The organism is Sporosarcina siberiensis (genome assembly GCF_042681925.1).
Classification (GTDB): domain Bacteria; phylum Bacillota; class Bacilli; order Bacillales_A; family Planococcaceae; genus Sporosarcina; species Sporosarcina siberiensis.
On sequence record NZ_JBHUGI010000027.1, the window covers coordinates 57,202 to 75,664 of the forward strand.

18 protein-coding genes and 1 pseudogene are annotated in these 18,463 nt (G+C 35.9%); 6 read left to right on the plus strand and 13 right to left on the minus strand.

Annotation, left to right across the window (positions count from 1 at the left end; genetic code table 11):
* The first annotated feature begins 156 nt into the window (after window positions 1-156).
* Window positions 157-1,425 carry a threonine ammonia-lyase IlvA gene (ilvA, locus tag ACFSFY_RS10315; RefSeq protein ID WP_381537974.1) on the plus strand — a complete coding sequence of 423 codons (1,269 nt, stop codon included), beginning with the start codon at window positions 157-159 and terminating at the stop codon, window positions 1,423-1,425.
* Window positions 1,426-1,469: 44 nt separating this feature from the next.
* On the opposite strand, the gene ACFSFY_RS10320 is transcribed toward ilvA, so the two are convergent.
* A complete protein-coding gene (locus ACFSFY_RS10320) occupies window positions 1,470-1,787 on the minus strand; it encodes a thioredoxin family protein (RefSeq protein WP_381537809.1) in 318 nt (105 codons plus the stop codon).
* Between the two features lie 158 nt (window positions 1,788-1,945).
* A complete protein-coding gene (locus tag ACFSFY_RS10325) occupies window positions 1,946-3,037 on the minus strand; it encodes a branched-chain amino acid aminotransferase (protein WP_381537811.1) in 1,092 nt (363 codons plus the stop codon).
* A 257-nt stretch (window positions 3,038-3,294) separates the two neighbouring features.
* On the opposite strand from ACFSFY_RS10325, the gene ACFSFY_RS10330 reads away from it, so the two are divergent.
* Complete coding sequence (locus tag ACFSFY_RS10330) at window positions 3,295-3,630, plus strand: DUF5658 family protein (RefSeq protein WP_381537812.1); 336 nt, start codon at window positions 3,295-3,297, stop codon at window positions 3,628-3,630.
* A gap of 33 nt (window positions 3,631-3,663) precedes the next feature.
* Here ACFSFY_RS10330 and ACFSFY_RS10335 read toward each other — a convergent pair whose 3' ends face one another.
* From ACFSFY_RS10335 to ACFSFY_RS10350, 4 genes are all read right to left on the minus strand, one after another.
* Window positions 3,664-4,407: a DUF2161 domain-containing phosphodiesterase gene (locus tag ACFSFY_RS10335; RefSeq protein WP_381537813.1), complete on the minus strand. Its 744-nt coding sequence runs from the start codon at window positions 4,405-4,407 to the stop codon at window positions 3,664-3,666.
* 85 nt (window positions 4,408-4,492) lie between these two features.
* A complete protein-coding gene (locus tag ACFSFY_RS10340) occupies window positions 4,493-5,290 on the minus strand; it encodes an ABC transporter ATP-binding protein (protein ID WP_381537814.1) in 798 nt (265 codons plus the stop codon).
* On the minus strand, window positions 5,283-6,317 hold the full coding sequence (locus ACFSFY_RS10345; protein WP_381537815.1) for an ABC transporter permease: 1,035 nt from the start codon (window positions 6,315-6,317) through the stop codon (window positions 5,283-5,285). Before ACFSFY_RS10345 ends, ACFSFY_RS10340 begins: the two co-directional genes overlap by 8 nt.
* 17 nt (window positions 6,318-6,334) lie before the next feature.
* On the minus strand, window positions 6,335-7,330 hold the full coding sequence (locus tag ACFSFY_RS10350; protein WP_381537816.1) for an ABC transporter substrate binding protein: 996 nt from the start codon (window positions 7,328-7,330) through the stop codon (window positions 6,335-6,337).
* Window positions 7,331-7,656: 326 nt separating this feature from the next.
* Between ACFSFY_RS10350 and ACFSFY_RS10355 the strand changes: the two genes are divergently transcribed.
* From ACFSFY_RS10355 to cobT, 3 genes are all read left to right on the plus strand, one after another.
* Window positions 7,657-9,555 (plus strand): sensor domain-containing phosphodiesterase, encoded by a 1,899-nt coding sequence (locus ACFSFY_RS10355; RefSeq protein WP_381537818.1) that lies wholly within the window; start codon window positions 7,657-7,659, stop codon window positions 9,553-9,555.
* Between the two features lie 139 nt (window positions 9,556-9,694).
* Window positions 9,695-10,441 (plus strand): arylamine N-acetyltransferase family protein, encoded by a 747-nt coding sequence (locus ACFSFY_RS10360; RefSeq protein ID WP_381537820.1) that lies wholly within the window; start codon window positions 9,695-9,697, stop codon window positions 10,439-10,441.
* A 46-nt stretch (window positions 10,442-10,487) separates the two neighbouring features.
* Complete coding sequence (gene cobT, locus ACFSFY_RS10365; protein WP_381537822.1) at window positions 10,488-11,525, plus strand: nicotinate-nucleotide--dimethylbenzimidazole phosphoribosyltransferase; 1,038 nt, start codon at window positions 10,488-10,490, stop codon at window positions 11,523-11,525.
* A gap of 44 nt (window positions 11,526-11,569) precedes the next feature.
* Here the strand turns inward: cobT and ACFSFY_RS10370 are convergent.
* From ACFSFY_RS10370 to ACFSFY_RS10385, 4 genes and pseudogenes are all read right to left on the minus strand, one after another.
* Window positions 11,570-11,770 (minus strand): annotated as a pseudogene (locus ACFSFY_RS10370) (thiol reductant ABC exporter subunit CydC); the annotation flags it as partial.
* Window positions 11,770-12,738 carry a hypothetical protein gene (locus ACFSFY_RS10375; RefSeq protein WP_381537824.1) on the minus strand — a complete coding sequence of 323 codons (969 nt, stop codon included), beginning with the start codon at window positions 12,736-12,738 and terminating at the stop codon, window positions 11,770-11,772. The gene ACFSFY_RS10375 and the pseudogene ACFSFY_RS10370, both read right to left, overlap by 1 nt.
* Before the next feature lie 330 nt (window positions 12,739-13,068).
* Window positions 13,069-13,434, minus strand: coding sequence for a hypothetical protein (locus ACFSFY_RS10380; protein ID WP_381537826.1), 366 nt, complete (start codon window positions 13,432-13,434; stop codon window positions 13,069-13,071).
* 70 nt (window positions 13,435-13,504) lie between these two features.
* Window positions 13,505-14,155, minus strand: coding sequence for an SIMPL domain-containing protein (locus ACFSFY_RS10385; protein ID WP_381537829.1), 651 nt, complete (start codon window positions 14,153-14,155; stop codon window positions 13,505-13,507).
* Between the two features lie 293 nt (window positions 14,156-14,448).
* On the opposite strand from ACFSFY_RS10385, the gene ACFSFY_RS10390 reads away from it, so the two are divergent.
* On the plus strand, window positions 14,449-15,777 hold the full coding sequence (locus ACFSFY_RS10390) for a TrkH family potassium uptake protein (protein WP_381537830.1): 1,329 nt from the start codon (window positions 14,449-14,451) through the stop codon (window positions 15,775-15,777).
* An 83-nt stretch (window positions 15,778-15,860) separates the two neighbouring features.
* Here ACFSFY_RS10390 and ACFSFY_RS10395 read toward each other — a convergent pair whose 3' ends face one another.
* The 3 genes from ACFSFY_RS10395 to ACFSFY_RS10405 all read right to left on the minus strand — a co-directional run bounded on the left by ACFSFY_RS10395 (window position 15,861) and on the right by ACFSFY_RS10405 (window position 18,380).
* The gene (locus tag ACFSFY_RS10395; protein ID WP_381537831.1) at window positions 15,861-17,027 is read right to left on the minus strand and encodes a YeiH family protein; all 1,167 of its coding nucleotides are present in this window, start codon (window positions 17,025-17,027) and stop codon (window positions 15,861-15,863) included.
* Window positions 17,028-17,229: 202 nt separating this feature from the next.
* Window positions 17,230-17,682, minus strand: coding sequence for a GNAT family N-acetyltransferase (locus tag ACFSFY_RS10400; protein WP_381537833.1), 453 nt, complete (start codon window positions 17,680-17,682; stop codon window positions 17,230-17,232).
* 209 nt (window positions 17,683-17,891) lie between these two features.
* A complete protein-coding gene (locus tag ACFSFY_RS10405; protein WP_381537834.1) occupies window positions 17,892-18,380 on the minus strand; it encodes an Lrp/AsnC family transcriptional regulator in 489 nt (162 codons plus the stop codon).
* Between the last annotated feature and the right edge of the window lie 83 nt (window positions 18,381-18,463).

The window sequence follows — 18,463 nt, forward strand, 5'->3', positions numbered from 1 at the left end:
GATCTTTTATGCAAACCGTCCTCAATATTTATATGCAATATAGACGATGTATGGAACACACTACTATATATAAGGTTTAGAATATTCACACGTTGCGTCTGATTTATGCTATAATAAAAAGATGTTCAATTAATATAGGAGGTAGTGAAAATGACCATGCAAGCAGAAAATCCACAGACCAAGAAATTACAAGTCGAAGACATTTTAATTGCTTATCAAATGCTTAAAGATGTGGTCGCACACACACCTTTACAAAAAAATGATCGTTTATCCGAAAAATACGATTGTCATGTATATATTAAAAGAGAAGACTTGCAACATGTCCGCTCCTTTAAATTACGTGGTGCTTATTATAAAATTAAAACGATTGAAGAAAGTGCACGAAAACAAGGGATTGTCTGTGCTAGTGCAGGTAATCATGCACAAGGGGTTGCTTATGCTTGTGCACATTTAGGGATAAACGGAAAAGTCTTCATGCCACAAACAACCCCCAAACAAAAGATTAATCAAGTAAAGATGTTTGGTAAAGATCGTATTGAAATCATTTTAATCGGGGATACATTTGACGAATGTTCCATTAGCGCTGCAAACTGTGCTGAAACTGAAGGAAGAATCTTCATCCACCCATTCGATGATTATGACATCATTGCAGGGCAAGGCACTGTGGCTGTTGAGATTATGAATGATATTGAAGAATCCGTTGATTTTGTATTTTCGAGCATCGGTGGTGGTGGACTCATGTCTGGATTATGTACGTTTATTAAAAATGTATCTCCACACACGCAAATGATCGGCGTTGAACCAAAAGGTGCTGCAAGTATGAAAGCCGCGTTAGATAATAAAGGCTTAATTTCACTTGAAAAAATCGATAAGTTTGTTGATGGGGCAGCTGTTGGACGTTCAGGTCAAATTACTTATGATATTTGTCGAAAGTACTTAGACGATATTGTTGTCGTTCCCGAAGGTAAAGTGTGTACTTCGATTTTAGAATTGTACAACGAACATGCAATTATCGCGGAGCCTGCAGGTGCCCTTCCGATTGCCGCACTAGACTTTTATAAGGAAGAAATTAAAGGAAAGTCTGTTGTATGTGTAATTAGTGGTGGAAACAATGACATTAGTAGAATGCAGGAGATTAAAGAAAAATCATTAATGTTTGAAGGATTGCTGCACTATTTCATCGTGGATTTTCCACAACGTGCCGGTGCATTAAGACAATTTCTAGATGAGATACTTGGTCCTGATGATGACATTATTACTTTTGAATATACTAGAAAAAACAATAAAGAAAGCGGTCCTGGATTAGTCGGAATTGAATTAAAAAACAGGGAAGATTATGAAGGACTTCTAAAAAGAATGGGACAGAGTGATTTTACATTTACAGATGTAAAAAAAGGAAGTACCTTATTCAATCTACTTATATAAATTAAAAAATACCAAAAGGACGACTTAGTCCTTTTGGTATTTTTTTAATTTGACAAACTATTGATAAATCCTTCAATTTCATCCTGAGTTTTCCGGTCTTTACTGACGAACCGTCCAACTTCTACACCTTCATGAAATGCGATAAAACTTGGTATCCCAAATATATCCAGTTCTCCACATAAATCTATGAATTCATCACGGTCTACAGATATAAATTCATACTCTGGATAATCCACTTCAATCCTTGGTAGTATTGGCTCAATCACTCTACAATCTGGACACCAATCGGCAGTAAACATAAAAATGACACGTTCGCTCTTTTTCAGCAACTCATACTGTTCTATTGAATTTAATTTTTCCATTATTGCTTCCTCCTAAAGTATCTATACTCGTGGAATATAGATAGTACTTGATTTACTATACCAGCAAATCGAAAATTCATTTTATGTAAAAAGCTAGCCGCTTACACGGTTAGCTTTTTACTTTTACTATATAATATCAGTCCATCAAACCATCTTAATTATAATTGGTTAATTGGTTTTTCTACTTCAATGACCCAACCAAACGGATCCTCAATTTTACCAGTTTGAATACCCGTGAGCGTATTGTATAATCTTTCAGAAAGTCCGCCCATTTCGCCATTGTTTACAACCAACTTTTCATCTTTCCAATTGAATTCGCCTATTGGAGAAATAACAGCAGCTGTTCCCGTTCCGAATGACTCATCTAACAATCCATTCTTTTGTGCCGTACGAATTTCTTCCATGGAAATCTTTCGCTCAGTAACTGGAATATTCCAATGCTGTAACAATTGAATTACAGATTTACGAGTGATACCTTCTAAAATACTGCCATTCAAAGCTGGTGTAATTACTTCACCATTGATTTTAAAGAAGATATTCATCGCACCTACTTCTTCAATATACTTCCTTTCGATCCCATCCAACCATAAAACTTGTGCATATCCTTTTTCTGCAGCAACCTGTTGCGCTTTTAGACCGGATGCATAATTTCCAGCAGTTTTGGCCATTCCTGTTCCGCCCGCTACTGCTCTAACGTATTCATTTTCAACTAGAATTTTAACAGGGTGGATACCCTCTTTATAATACGAGCCAACTGGAGATAAAATAATCATGAATTTATATTTCTTAGATGGAGATACACCTAGATATGCTTCAGTCGCGATAATAAAAGGTCGAATATAGAGTGACGTTCCTTCCGCAGTAGGTATCCACTCTTGATCGATTTCAAGCAGTCTTTTCAGTCCTTCAAGTGCTAACTCTTCATTCACTAGAGGCATACATAAGCGTTCACTTGATTGATTTAAACGTTTCATATTTTGTTCTGGACGAAATAGTTTTATTGTTCCATCTTTCGAAGAATATGCTTTCAATCCCTCAAAAACAGTTTGACCATAATGGAAAATAATAGAAGCCGGATCTAATTGAAGAGGTGCATAAGGTTCAATTCTATGATTCGTCCAACCCTGTCCTTCAATATAATCTGCACTGAACATATGGTCTGTAAAAACTCTTCCAAACTCCAAATGATCTGATAATGGTTTTTCTTTTTTAGAATCTGTTAAATTCACTTGGATCTTGAGTGCTGTCATGATGTTTCTATCCCCTTAGATTGAATTTTTATATTATAGTGCTGAAAAATATATATGAATCAATACCTTATATGATATATGACTTAACCCATATTATACAACTTAAATAACGAATTAACAGCTTATTTGCATAGTATAATATCAAATTCCGGAAATAATTTGAATGCCCATAGTATATAAGTCCATCAAACTCCATAAGCTAACTCTACATGTATTGGTATCCTAGACAAATTACCATTGAAAGGTGGTGGAGCTGCGTGTGGAGTTTAACGAACCAGTTGCCTATTAAAGGAAGTTTGGTTAAACCATGCCTACTTTTAGTACTATTAGCTGTTCTAGATTCTATTTTCACCGATATAGGTCTTCGAAACAACATCATCGATGAGGCAAATCCAATTATGTACTACTTTTACAACCAAAGCCTTATTGCTTTCTATTCCATTAAAATAGCTCTTCCACTACTCATGTTGTATATCCTTACACAAATAAAACCAAAACCGTATTTACGCATTTTAATTATTTCCACTTTATTCCTATACAGCATAGTAATTGCTACACACATTTTTTGGATAACAATTAGTGTGACTAATTAGATCTCACTCTATAAAACACCTGAAAACAACTAATTATAACTTTTCAATAATATGTTCCTCAATCGTTTTCATATAGAAGTTTGTTATTTCAGGAATCTCATTGTATTCGGACAAGCCTCTTTCTGAAATGGAGTAAATTCCTCGTTCAATCTTTTCAAACCAACTGTAATGGTTGTCGTATAAAATGGAATAGGTTTTTTCTCCAGTACCTAACTCACGTAAATTCCTTGCTGACAATGGACCGTAATGTTTCAAATAACATGCAATTTGAATACAATTTTCTTTATATGCGGTCATAAGTTTGGTTTTATGACTTCCCCCTACATTATAGTCTCCGAATCGACCTTGAATTTCTTCTACGAGCTTCGTCCTTCTCTTTCTGCTTCGTCTCATACTTCTGTCCCTATCAAAAGGGTCAGGCTCCAAAACAACGTCCATATGCACATTATTATCTGAAAATGAAACCGTTATTAAACCGAGCTCTAGTCGTCTCATTAAATGGCATATATCCTTCCACTTCTTGGAGCGTAAATTATAACTGGGTTTAGGTATTGCGATATAGACTTTTTCGGTTAATCGCTGTCTTTTTGATGCCTGAATAAGAAGTTCAATTGATAACGATAGTTTCAGCTCTATAATGATCAACTCATCATCTTTTAATGCAGTCACGTCGCAATCCATCACTTCTGCATTCACGACAAAACCAAGATTTGTGAAATGCTCTTTAATCGGATTATATAAATCGATTTCATATCTTTTCTTCTTTTTATCAGCCATAGTCTTTTCACACACCTTGCGAAAAAAGGCGTGACCAGCTCTGTTAAATTCACTGATTACGCCTTTTTGATATTAATATCTTAGACTACACTCCTAACAAAGCCTTGTCGCTTGTTAACTTTTCACCTCGGATTCTTTCGAACTCATCCATTAGCTTTGGAATTGTTAACCCTTTTTTCTCTTCTGCTTCGATTTCTAATATAATTTGGCCTTTATCCATCATGATTAAACGATTTCCAAGGTCTAAAGCTTGTTGCATATTATGAGTAATCATTAATGTTGTTAACTTGTCTTTTTCAACGAGTTGTTTCGTTATATTTGTGATTAATTCCGCTCGTGAAGGGTCTAGGGCAGCTGTATGCTCATCTAAAAGTAAAATCGATGGCTGTGTAAAAGTCGCCATCAGTAACGATAGAGCTTGCCTTTCTCCTCCTGAAAGCATGCCTACTTTCGCATTCAATCTGTTTTCAAGATTCAAATGAAGTGTTTCAAGAGATGCGCGAAAAAGTTCCCGACGCTTCTTATCCACACCTCGTCTGAAGGATCGTTTTTTATCGCGAGAATAGGCCATTGCTAGATTTTCCTCAATAGTCATTGTTGGTGCAGTTCCTGCCATCGGATCTTGAAACACACGACCAATCATTTGCGAACGTTTATATTCCGGTAATTTTGTAACATCTTTTTCGGCAATTATAATATCACCAAAATCTGGGGTAAGTGTGCCTGAAATCATGTTCAACATCGTCGATTTTCCAGCTCCGTTACTTCCAATCACTGTTACGAAATCGCCCATTTTTAATTCTAAATTGATTTGATCTAATGCAACTTTTTCATCAGGTGTCGCTTCATTGAAAACTTTATTAATCTGATTGAGCTTAAGCAAGGGTATTCCCCTCCTTCTTCAGTGAATGTTGAAGTTCAGCTAAACGCTCAGCATGCCGCCTTGCTTTTCGTTTCTTTTCTCGTCTTTTATCAAAGAACTGCGGTAATACAAGTGCAGCAATTACAATAATAGCGGTAATTAGTTTCATATCGCCAGTATCTAAAAACTTCACTCTAAGAGCTAGTCCAAGTACGATTCGATAAATAATTGCACCGGCAATTACTGCAAGCGTTGTTCTCATAATTGTTTTTGTACCGAAAATAGCTTCTCCAATAATGACCGAAGCAAGACCGATAATAATCATACCAATTCCCATACCAATGTCTGCGAACTTACTATATTGGGCAATTAATGCACCGGCGAATGCTACGAGAGCATTTGAAAAACCTAGCCCAATAATTACTAGATTATCCGTATTTGCGGACAGACTTCGAATCATTTTCTTATTGTCACCAGTTGCCCTTATTGCTAACCCTATTTCCGTTTTTAAGAACCAATCCACAACAAACTTAATAAGTAGCACAATAATCGCCATAATGATTAAGGTACCCCATGTAGAAGGTAAATGTTCGAACCCAAGCATACTAAAGAACTTATTGATGGATTCGTCGATACCTAAAGATCCCCAAAACGTATGAAACTTTGTAAATAAAGTCTCCGCATTTAGAAGTGGAATATTTGGACGCCCAATCGAATTTTCGGAGGTCAGTCCCATAATACGTAGATTAATGGAATACAAGGCGATCATCATTAAGATTCCTGAAAGAAGGGCATTAATTTTCCCTTTTGTATGCAGTAACCCCGTTACACAACCAGCAAGAAAACCTATTACAATAGCAACTATTGTTGCAAGTATTGGATGATATCCGAATATAATCATTGTAGCGGCAACACCCGCACCTGTAACGAAACTTCCATCAACTGTTAGATCTGGAAAATCAAGCACCCGGAATGATAAATACACTCCGAGCGCCATAATTGCATAGATGATTCCTTGCTCCACGGAGCCAAAAACAGCTGAAAACATATAGAATCATCTCCTAATTATTCAATTAAATCGGCATTCCACTCATCTTTAATTTCAAGATCAATTGTAGTTGCCGTATCTTTATTCATTACAAACAATAATTTCTGTGGAACTTGAACTGAAATATCCGCTGGTTTTTTGCCGTCTTTCAAAATTTTAACAGCCATTTCCCCCGCTTCATATCCAATGTCGAAGTATTCAAATCCGTATGCTGCAAGACCGCCTCGTTTAACAGAGTCGAACTCACCGACCATCATTGGTAATTTGTTTGCATTTGCAACATCGATAACCGACTCAAGTGCAGATACAACAGTATTATCAGTAATGATATACAATGAATCTACTTTTCCTATTAATGACTCTGTTGCCTGCTTAACATCCGCTGAAGTTGCTACTGCAGCTTCCACAACAGTCATATCCATGTCTTTCAACATTTCTTTAACAGCATTTACTTGTGCTACTGAGTTTTGTTCACCTGCATTAAAAACCATCCCAACATTTTTCGCTCCTAATTCTTCTTTTAGGAATTTCATCGTGTTCGGAATTGCATCCGGATGAGCATCGATCGTACCCGTGATGTTGCCTCCGGGACTTTCGTTAGATTTAACGAGTTCAGCTCCAACTGCATCCGTTACTGAAGTGAAAACGATTGGTATATCAGTTGTCTTACTAGCTGCCGCTTGTGCACTAGGAGTCGAGTTTGCGAATACTAAATCTACATTTGCACCAACTAAGTTTTCAGCAATTGTCGTATTAACACTATTATCCCCTTGCGCAATTTGAGTATCATACTCCACTTTCAATCCAGCGTCTTCTAGTGCTTTTTTAAAGCCATCCGTAGCTGCGTTTAGAGATGGATGCTCAACAATTTGTGTAATACCAATTTTATACGTTTTTTCATCTCCTGTTGCTGTAGATGAAGACTCTTCTTTCTCCTTATCTCCTCCACATGCAGCAAGGATTAATGCAGAGCTAAAAACAATAATTGCGAACTTCTTCCATTTGTTCTTCATTCGATTTCCCCCTTATATTTAAAAGAACTATTTTTTGAAATAATCCATTTCAATTAATAATTTATCGTAATGTTACACCGGCAACAATAGTTAGTCAACTCAGATTTTAATAACACTAAGGGTTAAGCGCTTACATTGAATGTAATAAAGTAATTCATTACGGAAGGATTCTTTTTTATAGAACTCTAGCTATTTTTCATTTAAAAATTTAGCTCTCTTTAAAGTTCTAATGACTAAAAATCTATTGAAATTACTATTCTTCAACCGATATTAAATTGTAGGGGTTGTTCCAAATATAAATATAGAATAAAGGGGTCAAACTATATATGAAAGAAAAGTTGAATATGGATACTATTATGCTTGAAAATATGTTAGTTCAACAAGAACTACTCTTTTCTCACGCAAAGCAATTGCATTTATCCGTTGATTCAATGAAGTCTGTTTTAGAAGATTTATGTGAACGAATTTCCACAATTATGGATTGTGAAAGAGTTAGTATATGGCTATTTAATGAAGATTGGACTGTTCTCACAGCACAAAATATTTTCAGTACCCGAACAAGAAGTCATAAACATGGACAAAAGCTGAATTCGAGCGATTTTCCGAGTTATTTTAAAGCCATTCAGCAAGAACGCACGCTAGCTGTTGAAAATGTGCATACAAACTCAGTTGTTCGGGAACTTAAAAAACATTATTTTCAAGATGAAGGTATCCACTCGATGTTGGATGCATCTATTATTTTAAGTAGAGGCATTGGAGGTATGCTTTGCTGTGAAACTAAGAAGGATAGAACATGGTCATCTTTAGACAAAATTATTATTGCATCCATAACAGACATGATTGCGTTCGTTTTTAATCGATTGCATAGGATTGAAATGGATAAACATATTTATGCACTCGCTTTTACGGATACATTAACCGAACTACATAATCAGTATTCTTACACAAATCTAGTAAATCAACAAATCAACGATTTTAAGCACTCTGATCAAGGAGTTATTATTTATTTTAAAATTGACCAATTCACACATATACAAGGTGTTCTTGGCCACGAAATTGGAGAACAGGTTCTAAAAGTAACTGCACAGCGTTTGCGGAATTTATTTCCTAAACCAGCGATTACTGCAAGGTTAGGATTCGATCATTTCATTATCTTTTCACCTGTTGAATTTCACAACGTTACCGAAGATTTGTATATGACTCAATTGTTGAATGTTCTAAAACAACCTATGGATATTTGTGGGCAAGAAATTTTTGTAACCTACAGTTATGGGATATCTTTTTATCCCGATAACTTTACCTCTGCAAGAGAAGGTATTCAAACCTCACAAGTTGCACTTGAAACAAGTTCAAGAAATTCTTCACGAGAAGCACAAGGTATATTTAATCCTGATATGCAAGTTAATATGGAGAAAACAATGTTTTCGGAGATGAACTTACGAAATGGACTCAATCAAAATGAGTTCCATCTTTATTACCAACCTCAAGTAAATGGATTGTTAGGGGAACTTGTAGGTTTTGAAGCCTTAATTCGTTGGCAACATCCTGAACGGGGCTTAATTTTCCCAGGAGATTTTATTGAGCTTGCCGAGTCAACAGGTCTTATCATACCCTTAGGTGAATGGGTAATTAAAGAAGCTTTTACTCAACTTAAAAGATGGGAATTGATATTTGAAAGCCATTTGACTATTTCTATTAACTTATCGCCAAGACACTTCCTTCATCCCGACCTTCCTTCATACTTAATTAAATGTGCTCAAGAAACAGGTGTCGATACAGAAAAGTTAGTTTTGGAAATTACTGAAAATGTTGCATTAGAAGACTTTCAGGCAGTGAAAAAACGAATGAACGAGCTTAATTGTTTAGGTTTTGAGATTTCAATTGATGATTTTGGAACTGGATATTCTGCTTTTATTTACTTACAACATTTCTCAGTTCAACAAATTAAAATAGATCAACAATTTATTTCCGGGATAAACGAAGACCCTAAAAGTGAAGCGATTGTTAGAACCATTATTGAGCTTGGAAACAGACTCGGCTTGCAATTAATTGCCGAGGGTGTAGAGACTAAACTCCAGAGCGAGAGATTAAAAGAGCTGGGCTGTTTAGATATGCAAGGATATTATTTTGGTAGACCTATTCCAGTAGATGAGATTAACAAACAATTGTCGTCTGTCTTAAATAATCGAAAGGTGTTCCTACCAATACAAGACCCTTCAATATGAAAACATTCTTTTCAAAAATCAATATATATGCTGTAATCTAATTCATTAGATTACGGTGTTTTTTTATAGAAATACAAAAGATAATCATACATGCTAAACTAGAATCACCAATACAATTGCTGTGGAAGGGAATCTATTTATGTTAAACATGAAGAATTACTTAAAACGAATTAGTGCATCGCATTATACGACCTGCTCACTTCAGAATTTGGAAGAACTCCAATCGTTACATATGCAACATATTCCTTTTGAAAACTTAGATGTCATCAGAAAAGTCCCCATTTATCTGAACTTGGATACAATATATGACAAACTGGTTTCTAGGAATCGTGGTGGTTATTGTTACGAATTAAACGGTCTCTTCCACTGGTTATTAACAGAGCTAGGCTATGAAGCTTCGTTAGTATCTGCAACTGTTCGAAGAATGAATGGAGTGTGGGCAAAAAAAGATACTCATGCAGCAATTATCGTACAGCTCGATAAACCTTATTTAGTAGATGTTGGATTTGGTGATTCCACAATATTACCGATACCACTTAGCGGATTGGAACGCACAGATGTGAGTGGTGCGTATAAAATTGAAAAACAAGAAAATGATTTTTATGATTTGATTCAAAAAAGAAATGATGTAGAGAGAATTTTATATCGTTTCACTACACAGCCTAAAAAGCTGATTGATTTTCATGAAGGCTGTGTCTTTAACCAAGTTGCAAAAGAATCCTCTTTCACACATACCGATATTATTACTGTTGCAACTCCCTTAGGCAGAAAAACAATATCCGACGCACAGTTCATCATTACGGAAAATGGTGTTCAGCAAAAAAAGGATTTATCTTCAGATGAAAAAGATCAGATATTACGGAGTACTTTTGGGATTCAAATATAAGGTGTTGTGAAATGATCGAATACAAAATAGAGAGTAGGAGATTTTATTGATAGATTTACAAATTCCGTCAGTACATAAAAATGTAGGAGAATCAGCAGCAAACTATATCGAAACTTTAACAAAACCTTCAGGAAGTTTAGGTAGACTGGAGCAAATTGCAATCGACCTTGCAAAAATGACTGGGAATGAGTTTCCAAATATTACGCCCCCTGGCATCCTTGTATTTGCGGCAGATCACGGAATTGTAAATGAGGGTGTTTCCGCCTACCCACAAGACGTAACGAAACAAATGGTTACAAATATGGTGGATGGCGGAGCAGCGATTAATGTGTTCGGTAGGCAAATTGGAGCTGAATTCAGAATCGTGGACATCGGTGTAGTAACGGATGTTAGTGAAAAAGAAGTGATTAATAGGAAGATCCGACAAAGCACTGGTAATTTCGCAGTTGAATTAGCCATGACAAAAGAAGAAGTCGAAAAAGCAGTGCAAATTGGATTTGAAGAAGCCACCCTGTTTATGGAAAGTGGTGTAAAGTGTTTAATTATTGGTGAAGTTGGCATTGGAAATACGACTGCAAGTAGTGCTGTTCTAGCAGCTATTACAGGTGCGGATCCAGCTTCAATTGTTGGATTTGGTACAGGTATTTCTAAGGAACAACATGAAAACAAAATAGCAGTTGTTCAAAAAGCGATTGCCTTCCATCAGCCAAATTCAAAGGACGCAATTGATATCCTTTCGAAAGTTGGCGGATTGGAAATGGCCGCCATGGTTGGTGCAATGATTGCTGCAGCTCAAAAACAAACTCCTATTCTATTAGATGGTTTTATTTCTACGGTATCGGCTTGTGTCGCCAAGTTACTTGCACCCGGAGTCGAAAATTATATGACGTTGTCGCATCAGTCGGCTGAACCAGGTCATCTCGTTGCGATCCAGCATTTACAAATAGAACCTTTATTGAATTTGAATATGCGCCTTGGCGAAGGTACAGGCGCGGCAGTAGCCTATCCAATTCTACTGTCTGCTGTGAATATGATAAAAGAAATGGCCACGTTTGCAAGTGCAAATGTGGCGGAAAAAACATAAAAAAACAGCGTCTAAGATTGGGGCTTCCCACTTAGACGCTGTTTTTAAATTCCTTTATCCATTTCATATAGAGCCCGGTATTTTTCCGATGTAGCAAACAGTTCTTCATGACTTCCTTGAAGTTGTATGCCTCCGTCTTCCAAAAAGATAATTTCATCCATTTGTTCAATCCCAGCTAAGTGATGTGTCAGCCAAATAACTGTTTTGTCTTGGGAAGCAGAAAACATTGTTTCAAGCAATTCAACTAAATAACACTCTTCACTGTAGCCGCACCTAATGACTTAAGTTTAGCGGTATGTTCATTAAAAAGTTTTAAAGCAAATTGACTGATCTCATCATAATGGAATTTTTTCCAATTTATTATATCTTTATCTGCTTCTTTATTAAAAAAATGATTAGAAAATTTCTTTAAAATGATAAATGCCGAATGATTATGTGGATTCGTATTATTTATTGCTTGAACAATTAGCTTTTCAAAGAAACCAAAATCCGAATAATAAATAAGCTCTACAAGTTTTGCTCGATACTCTAAATCTGTACCTATTAAATTGGGAAATTTCTTATAATCACTGATATGTTGTGCCTCGTGTTTAAGGAAGGATACTTGAAAAACATCCGTATCTAATTTGTCACGATAATTAGATAGTACACAATATATAACATCTTTCTTAGCCCAACCACCAGCATATAATTCACCAAATGTAGCGAAGTGTAGCCAACTTAACATAAGGAAATCATCCAAAAAACAGACTTGAACTTTCCCATTAAAATCAGGGATTTCAACAGTGTAAGTCTCAGTATTCGATTTCCCCCAAATAAAAGGACCGTAGTGCGGTGCAACCCTCCCACCTATAAATTTAAATCCTTTTTTCTTAAAAATCTCTTTGATGTTTTCTTCTGTAGTAAACATGTTTGTTCCTTTCAAATCAAAAGGTAAGTGGTTGTTTAATTTCTCTAATAATGTGGATTCTGCAACAGAACGATCCACCTTATTTGTTAATACATCCACAAAATAAGAACGATATGTATTTATGATATCTTCTATCCATGAATCTTCATTTGAAGTCTTATAGTCCGGATTTCCTTTGAAAAACCGATTATAATATTGTTTCTCTAGCTTTACTTGCACCTCTGTTTTATGACTCAAACCAGTGATTTTTTTATAAATATCATTCACATCACCTTGCACACAAAGATGAAATAAATTCTTCATGAAATGTTCCTCCTAATTATTAACCTCTTGTAAACCTCACGGCAATGAATTGCCGAGCATCTACATAAGTAGAGCCCTTTAAGTTCACTAAAGGGCTCTACTCAAGCTGATACATACTAAATATGTTTTTCGTTTCATTGAGCTGGCCATTGCCGCTCTCTCGCCTCGAAGGCATGTTCCGCACCTTATCATCATTTCAGTTTTAATTATAACAGTCTTTTTAAAGCTGAGGCGGTGGATATTCTGTGTTGTTTTGCGTTGACTTCACGTTTCGTTACAAATCCACATAAGCAATTGAGGACATATACTGCAAGTGCTTTCTTTAAAACTTCATTTATTTTTCTTAAACAGCAAAATCAAGCCGAATGTAAAAATTAGAGATAGAGTTGAAATAAATTTTAAATCAAAAGCAGGTTTGAACTTCACTATCTTAGTATTTATCTCATAAACGCCTATTGGTCTTACGGAGATATAACCTCCGCCACCTTCACCCTGGCCTACTGGAGTATTGGCTGTTTCTCCGGAATACCCTCCTCCACCTCCAACTATATATTTCACTTTAGCAACGGGCAGTACTTTTTTGTTTTCGAACTCAATTAGATCTCCATATATCAAAGTGATATCTTTATGACGTGAAAATTTATCAAAAATCCTTCCAATAGGTGATTGATACACTGGTGGTTTTTCGATTTCCATAATTATTCTACTCCTCAACTTTTTCAAATAATTTTGGTGCACTATTATACAATTCATTTTGACTTAACTTTCAATATTGAAATTGTACTTTTACTGTTGCGGTAATTTCTATTTGTCCCGGTTCAATCGGCGTAGATGCTGCCATTTCTTTGGCCATAAAAGGTCGGGGTCCAATAGGTTCATCTCTATGAGCTTCAGTAATGGTGGTGGGGGTTGGGTCTAGTTGCAGTTGCATTGTATTCGCAATTGCTTGCGCTTTGGATACAGCATTTCCAAGTGCCAAGCTTAATGCTTTTTCATAATATAGTTCCTCATTATCTACGGTGAACTGAATATTCGACACACTATTTGCACCGTTTTGTACAGCTACATCAATTACTTTTCCAACTTGTTCGATGCTAGGCACTTTGACAGAAATCGCATTTATTACTTCGTAACCTCTGAATACTTGTTTGCCTTCAACATAGTCATACTGTGGAAAAACAGTATAAGAGACTGTTTTTATATTTTCCGCGCTGATACCAAGATTTAAAAGAGACTCAATTACCTGATTCATGACATATGCATTTTCCTGTTGCGCCTGAGTGAGCACCATATTTTCGGTACGTACCTCAAACTGGATATTAGCGGTATCCGGTGCAATGGATTGGTTCCCAATTCCTGTGACCGTCATAACACGACGGTCTTGTTTAGGTATTTGTTGAACATATGGATAATACATTTCCTTCCGCCTTTCTTAACTTTGTCTGTAGTTCAATAGATTCTATGCCAATAAGTAGAAGAAGATAATTCCCTAAATACACTTTCTATACGCTTATAAATTAATTCGCGGTAAAACTTAAAAGACTTTGAGAAAGTACTCTGACCCTTGCGACAATTCAACAGATTAAATTGATATATTCTTGAAATAGGAATATTATTAATATATAGAATAAAAACGTTATGTCGACATATCTTATTAAATAGATTTTCCAAATAGTAGTACACTATTTTTCAAGAATTGTGGGGATGATGATGAAAAAATCAAGGTTTTTCAGAAGGCGTTTGTCTCCACCGATCATTATTTCAGGAAACTTTCTTTTACTAATCATTTTCGGCACATTGCTACTAAAGTTACCGATTGCAACAGAACACTCAATTTCGTGGACGGATGCGTTCTTTACCGCTACATCTGCTTCGACAGTGACCGGACTTGGAGTTTTTGATATCGGCTCTACATTAACAACTTTTGGTGAAATTATATTATTAACCTTGATTCAACTTGGTGGATTGGGAATAATGACGTTTGCCGTTGCAATTCTAATGCTTTTTGGTAAGAAGATTGGAATCCAAAACCGCATTTATATTCGTGATTCCTATAACCAACAAACGGTTGGTGGAATGGTGAAATATGTCCGACTCATCTTACTATTTGTCCTGAGCATTGAGACCTTAGCAATTACACTGCTATCCATTCATTGGATACCTATTTTTGGTTGGCGTGATGGAATTTATTACAGCACCTTCCATGTTATATCCGCTTTTAATAATGCGGGATTTTCAATATTCCCTGAGAATCTCATTCCGTTTGTTGGTGATCCAATTGTTACTATTATTTTATCCTCTTTATTCGTAATTGGAGGGCTCGGCTTCTTTGTTGTAATGGATATATGGAATAAAAAATCTTTTCATCACTGGACACTTCATACGAAAATGATGATTACCGGAACTTTATTGTTAAATGTAATTGCTACGATTACCCTGTTCTTGCTTGAATACAATAATGTGAATACTATTGGGGATTTTTCAGTTGGTAATAAAATACTAGCCTCTTATTTCCAAGCGGTGTCCCCCCGAACTGCTGGATTCAATACGATTCCAACTGGAAACATGGAAGAACCCTCCTTATTATTTACGATGCTTTTAATGTTTATAGGCGGAGGAACTGCTTCGACTGCTTCGGGCATTAAACTAACAACTTTCATGGTCATTGTTTATGCAACGATTGCATATTTCAGGGGAATTTCCGAACCACATTTATTTGGTAGAACTATTAAAACGGAAATACTTCTTAGATCTTTAGCAATTACTACCGTTAGTCTCAGTACTATCATTAGCTCGTTGTTTTTACTCACAATTACTGAGTCAATTCCACTTTTCCCACTAGCATTTGAAGTGTTTTCTGCTTTTGGTACTGTAGGTTTATCGATGGGAATAACTGGAGATCTGAGTAGTATCGGAAAGTTAATAGTGTGCTTAGTTATGTTCATGGGACGAATCGGTCCATTAACTTTATTCTATTTGCTGTTGAAACCTAAAAAAGAATCCTATAAATTTCCTTACGACCAAGTGCATACCGGTTAAATAACAACTTCATCTATTCCACCTGAAGTATCCAACTAATGTTCCATGGTTGGATACTTTTTGATAAAAAGTATTATCTACTCTTAAATCGTAATTAAATGACCAAATAACGAAATCAGTGTAAGACTTACGATTCCAACAGATATGGCTGCTATAAATCCGATATAAAACGGCTTTAGTCCAAGACCTTTAAACATTTTAAAATTAGTAGATAATCCGACCCCTGCCATAGCCAATCCAAGCATGTAAGTAGATCCGAATGAACTCCAAGATTCATAAAAACTTTTCCACGTAGAAGGTGCTAGAAATCCAAAAGCTGAACCAGTATTCGCCACGGTCATATCCCCAATTGTTCTTAAAAGAGCCAGGAGTAAGAAACCTATAACAAAAAGAGGAATTAGTTTATACCATTTTGGAAGGGCGTTTGCTATTTCTCCCTCTCTTTTACCTTCTGTTTTAAAGAATAGATAAGACACAAACGGAATAACTGCAATAATAAAAAGATTTCTAGTTAGCTTCGTTACAGTCGCGACATCAATTACTTTTTCCATATCATACATCTGATTGTAAATTAGAGCCGCACCAGTGACCTGTGCTGTATCGTGGATAGCGGTTCCTAAAAACAGACCTGCCTTTACTGGATCACTCGCGAAGAAAGTGTGCGCTAGATAAGGATAAAAGAGCATACCTACTAAACCAAAAATCGTAATATTTGCAACCGCGTAAGATATTTCATTATCTTTTGCTTTCACCACTGGGGCCGTAGCCATTATGGCCGTTACTCCACAAATCCCAGTCCCACATGCAATTAATGTTCCCAGACGATTCGATTGGTTTAGTTTTTTCGTGAAATAAAGGGTTACGGCTAATCCACAAGAAATACAAGCTATAATAAGTGGAAGTCCCCATGCCCCTAGTTTTAATGCCTCCGTGAGACTTAGACGTAATCCCAGTAAAATAATACCCGCCCGTAGTGCATATTTTACGGAAAATGTTACCCCTTTGAAAAACATTTTATGTAATCCCACTGAATTTCGTATAAGTATTCCAATGAGTATCGCTACAAATATACCTGAAACCGGACTTGAACTGCCCTCCGGTAAAACGTTCAACATCACTAAGACGACTCCAATGAGTTCAGCTAAATAAATACCAATAAAAATGACAATTAAACAAATAATAATTCCAGGTAGTATTTCAATTAAATAGTTTCCTTTGCTTGTAACTTTCTCTTTTTCTTTCAATCTCACACAAAACCTTCCTACTCTATTCGCATAAAGCAAATAAGACTTTTTATATTATTCCTAACCTGAACTACAGGCTCGCTACTCTTACTCTTTTATAAAATTACTATTTGATGATAAAAAGGCCCCATCACTTTGGCATCCATGCCTATAAGTGGTGGAACCAGACAATGATATTAACTAAAAATCTACACGATGTTTAGTTTCTTCAATTCAACTTCTTCACGTGAGTTGTCTCGGATACGGAGTCATCAAACTTAAATCCATTTGAAAGATAAAACGCATCCGCTTTTGAAGATTCCGTTCTTACAGTTAATTCATCGAATGTACCTTTTGAATGTTCTGTAATTTTCTCGAGTAAAAGCGAACCTACACCTTTACGTCTTGCTTCATCCAATACATAAAACCTTTGCAACCGAGCAGTTTTCACATCATCTGAAAAAGGAGATTGGTTAACGCCGCCAATGGCTACAACTTCGTCATTTGCTTTGTTTCGAACACAGAACAGGGCTTCCCCGTCCTCACTGAAAGTATTCGTTCCATCTTGATAATCATTCACTAAACGAGTTAAAAATCGATACCCTTCTGTCTCGCTCTCTTTTACCAAATGAGAAACGTCGATTGATTGTAAATCCTTTACTTGCTCAATTTTAAATTCCATCTCTTCTCCTCCTGATTATTATGTATTTGTATGTTCAGCTATGATTCGACAATTCGTATTTAAAACCCTTTATTACTTTCTGAATGGACAGAATCCTGTGCCGACTAAAAGAACTACAATTACTACTATTGTAATCACAGTTTCTCATTACTAATCCATTTATTATGAAAAACAGTTTTTCTTTCTTATTGACAAGATTCTTTCCAGATTTAAAGTTTCATTCCCGTACGGCTTTTATATCTCTTTATTAACACTTCGGATGCTACACTTGTTATTCCGGACGTTGGATAAACAGTCTCCATAAGAAAACGCTCCATTTCCGTCATACTTGTAAAAACCGCATGCATATGTAAAGTACTTGGTCCCGTCATATGATAAAGATTCGTAACAACAGGATGCAGTGCTAATTTCTCAGCAACTTCATTTAACTGTTTCGGTTCAACATCAATATTGAAGAATGTTGAAACATGAATACCTACTTTCACTGGGTTAATAACAGCAGTAAATCGCTCAATGACACCATCTTTAAGCAACGTATTAATCCGCGCTTGCACAGCTACACGAGAAAGGCCTACCTCTTTTGCAAGATCGGTATAGGATATCCGAGCGTCTTCTATAAGAATTTCTATTATTTTTTTATCGATATCATTTACTTTCATTTTTGGCATTTCAGTTACCTCTGTATTTTTGAACTTCATTTATATATCCCCTTTCAAAATGTTCCTTCACTTCACACTTTACTACATTACGATTGATTATACTAAAACCACTTACTAAATCG